Here is a 3,387-nt window from a genome sequence, read left to right as displayed (position 1 = left end):
CCCATGAGCGCTTCTCGGCCGCGGGAGTGGAGTTCACGCAGGAACCGGTCGCGCGCTTCGGTAGCGTTGATGCAAGCTTTCGCGATCCTTCCGGAAACGGGTGGAAACTGATCGAGGCCCGGTCATGAACGCCGCGTTTTATTCGCAGCACCCAGCCAAAGCGTCATCGACCTCGCAAGCGGTCTCAATGGCCAAGGGTGGGCGCGCTCGGCTCGTCCATCGCTGGGTGGCGATGATCTTCACGCTTACCGTCGCCGCCAACTTCGCGGTGATGCCTTGGGGGCCGCCGCCAGCCTGGATCACTTACGCCCCGCTTCCACCGCTGCTTTTTCTCATGATCACCGGGCTGACAATGCTGGTCTCATCGTGGGTCGGACAGGTACGCGCGCGTCGCGCCAAATCGAAAGGAACAAACCAATGAGTGATCCTGTCGGCGAGAAGATCGAGAGCCTCGGCGACTGGCGCGGCGCGCTGCTTGCCCGCATCCGCCGAACGATCAACGACGCTGCGCCCGGCGTTGTCGAGGAGATCAAGTGGCGCAAGGCGTCGAACCCGCTCGGCGTGCCAACCTGGTCTCAGAACGGCATTGTCTGCACGGGCGAAAGCTACAAGGACAAGGTCAAGCTCACCTTCATGCGCGGGCGCGATCTGAAAGACGCACAAGGCTTGTTCAATGTGCCCGCCGACGGCGTCCGCCGCGCGATCGATTTCAAGGAGGCCGACGCGCTCGACGAGGCTGCACTTGCCGCCCTTGTCAGCGAAGCCGCGGCGCTGAACCTTGCAGGCGGCAAGCCGGGCTAGTGCTAATCCTCTGCAAAGCGATGATGTCCGCTTTGCATGGTCTTGTAAGCAAAAGCAGACTTGCGGCGCTCCCCAAACGATCCGGACATTCAGGTCCATGTTACGGACTGACCGCACAGGACTCGAACACCCTGAGCGGCGGGCGGCGCAGTCCAGCGGACTGCGGCTGAGGGGCGCAAGAACTCGCGGCCCAAACCCGCCTTTCGGTACCGATGAGATGCTGCAGTGCGGCTTCCCCAAACCGGCCATTCGCGCTGCCAGCGACGGCAGAAGTCGTTTCGCAGAGCCGCAGATACGCATTGTAAGTCGGCGTCGGCATAGATTGCGCATCGTCCACCTCGGGCTGGGTGGAAGCCTGCTAAGCCTAGGGGCGCCAGACCAGATCGGCGCGTTCGCTGAACGTAGCTGTCAGGTGCCGGATAAAGGCCTGCAACTTGGCCGGGACATAGCGTCGGGTCGGCCAGACAGCATAGACGCCTCGCGAGGAGACCGCAGTTTCGGGGAAGAGAACGACCAGGCGACCCTCGCGGATCAGTGGCAGGCAGACGTTGGTGCCGACCTGGGCGATGCCGGCGCCTGCAGCCGTTGCCTCTCCGATCGCTTCGGGATCGTTCATGATAAGGGTTGGTGAGATCGCCAGGCTGCGTCGCCCATCCGGTCCCTGAATCTCCCAGTCGAAGACCCTGTGGCTGTCCATGGCGCGGAACCCGATCAGGCAGTGTTGTGCGAGGTCATCCAGCGTTGCCGGGGCCCCGTGCTCGACGAGATAGGACGGGGCCGCGACGATCAGGGGTGTGATCGGCAAGAGCAGACGTGCGATGTACTCGTTCTCTGGCAGGATACCGATCCGGATTGCCAGATCAAAATCGTTGGCAACCAGATCGACGAAACTGTCACTGAAATGGAGTTCGATCTCCAAGCCCGGGTGCGCGGCTTGGAACGCAACGACCTCGGGCAGAAGATAACGGCGACCGAACTGGGTGGTTGAGGTGATCCGGAGCCGCCCGGTCAGCGCATCGCGACCCTCTTGCACTTCGTCCACGGCCTGCGCCAGCGCCTCCACCGCCGGTGCGCAGCGCTGCAAGAACCGCGCCCCTTCCGGTGTCAGCTTTATCTGCCGGGTGGTGCGGGTGAAGAGGCGGGTTTGAAGCTCATCTTCGAGGGCGCGGATGTTCTGGCTGACGGCGGCTGGCGAGATGCCGAGGACCTTGGCCGCAGCCGTGAAGCTGCCCTGCCGTGCGGACTGGATGAAACAGTAGATCAGGCGAAGGTCGGTCATGCCTATTAGTAAGTGATACTTGGCAGTGCTATCAATCCTGAACCCATACTTTCCCGAACCGCATTGCGCCATGTTCGTACTATCCGCAGCAATGGTGGTCCAGATGATCATCGCCGTCATGCCGAACCGTTATCGCCGGTCTTAGCGGAGCGCCTGTTCCAGCTGCTTCACCTCAAAGGATGTTCAGAATGTCTACCGAACAAAGGCCAATCATCTCGGTCGTTGGCGCGACCAGCAAGCAAGGCCGCAGCGTGGCCTCGACACTTCTCAAAAGCAATCGATACAGGGTCCGCGCGCTGACCCGGAACCGCGAGTCTGAAGAAGCGCGCGGCCTCGCTGCTCTCGGCGCAGAGATTGTGGTCGCACCGCTCGGCCCTGGCCATCAGAAGGAACTTGTTGCTGCCTTCACAGGCGCTGATGGCGCGTATCTGATGACGCCTCAGCTTCTGCCGCAGGACAACGCTGAATTTGCCCTCGGCAAACAGCTTGCCGATGCGGCCGTTGAAGCCGGAGTGCGTCACATCGTCTTCTCGACCCTGGAGAATGTCGACAAGATATCCGGCGGAAAGAAGTTCACGCCCCACTTTACTGACAAAGCTCGGGTCGCCGATTACATCAGCACCCTGCCGGTAACGCACTCGTTTGTCTCGCTCGCTTTTTTCTACACGAACCTTCTCGAGTATTACGTTCCGCAGATGGATGGCGACACGCTTCTCATGCCGATCTACCTTCCGGAGGACTTCCGAGCACCGTTCGTCGATCCTACGACGGCAACGGGACCGGCCGTTCTATCCGTATTGTCAGATCCGGAGAGCTTCAAAGGTAAGACGCTGCCGATCGTTGGCGACATCATTTCCCCAAGGGAGATGGTTGAAACCTTCCAGCGCGTGACCGGGATCAAGACGGAATACCGCAGCGCATACAAGCGCGAAGAGTTGCTGAGGTACTTTCCCGGGTTCGCCGCCAACGAGCTGCTTGTCGATGAGCTTATCGGGATGGTCGAGTTTGCGGTCGAATACGGATACTTCAACGCTGACAAAGACCTGGAATGGAGCCGTCGCTTGAATCCGGAAACGCTGTCCTGGGTGCAGTTCCTGAAATCGACCGGTTGGCGTGGTAACAAAACGCAGTTCGGTCTTTGATTCAGCCCCGCAGCGATGGTGAGAATGATATGAGCATCAAAGACAACAAGCAAGTCGTGCGCGAATTTCTTGGCAACTTCAAGACATCGAATGCCGATGGCATGATCGATGCCATGACGGAAGACGCAACCTGGTGGGTCAATGGTAAGCCGCATCTCTTTCCGT

4 protein-coding genes are annotated in these 3,387 nt (G+C 60.3%); 3 read left to right on the top strand and 1 reads right to left on the bottom strand.

Annotated features, from left to right (window positions below):
* Positions 1-124: 124 nt before the first annotated feature.
* Positions 125-421, top strand: a complete 297-nt coding sequence (locus ACRCSW_RS22215) for a hypothetical protein (RefSeq protein ID WP_438707833.1) — start codon at positions 125-127, stop codon at positions 419-421.
* The gene (locus ACRCSW_RS22210; protein ID WP_438707832.1) at positions 418-801 is read left to right on the top strand and encodes a DUF1801 domain-containing protein; all 384 of its coding nucleotides are present in this window, start codon (positions 418-420) and stop codon (positions 799-801) included. The genes ACRCSW_RS22215 and ACRCSW_RS22210 overlap by 4 nt, the downstream gene beginning before the upstream one ends.
* A 364-nt stretch (positions 802-1,165) precedes the next feature.
* On the opposite strand, the gene ACRCSW_RS22205 is transcribed toward ACRCSW_RS22210, so the two are convergent.
* A complete protein-coding gene (locus ACRCSW_RS22205; RefSeq protein WP_438707831.1) occupies positions 1,166-2,080 on the bottom strand; it encodes a LysR family transcriptional regulator in 915 nt (304 codons plus the stop codon).
* Positions 2,081-2,268: 188 nt separating this feature from the next.
* Here ACRCSW_RS22205 and ACRCSW_RS22200 point away from each other — a divergent pair, with 188 nt between their 5' ends.
* Positions 2,269-3,222, top strand: coding sequence for an NmrA/HSCARG family protein (locus ACRCSW_RS22200; RefSeq protein WP_438707830.1), 954 nt, complete (start codon positions 2,269-2,271; stop codon positions 3,220-3,222).
* Positions 3,223-3,387: the final 165 nt, after the last annotated feature.

Source organism: Tabrizicola sp., from assembly GCF_051645465.1.
Taxonomy (GTDB): Bacteria; Pseudomonadota; Alphaproteobacteria; order Rhodobacterales; family Rhodobacteraceae; genus Tabrizicola.
This window is presented reverse-complemented; position numbering and strand designations above follow the sequence as displayed.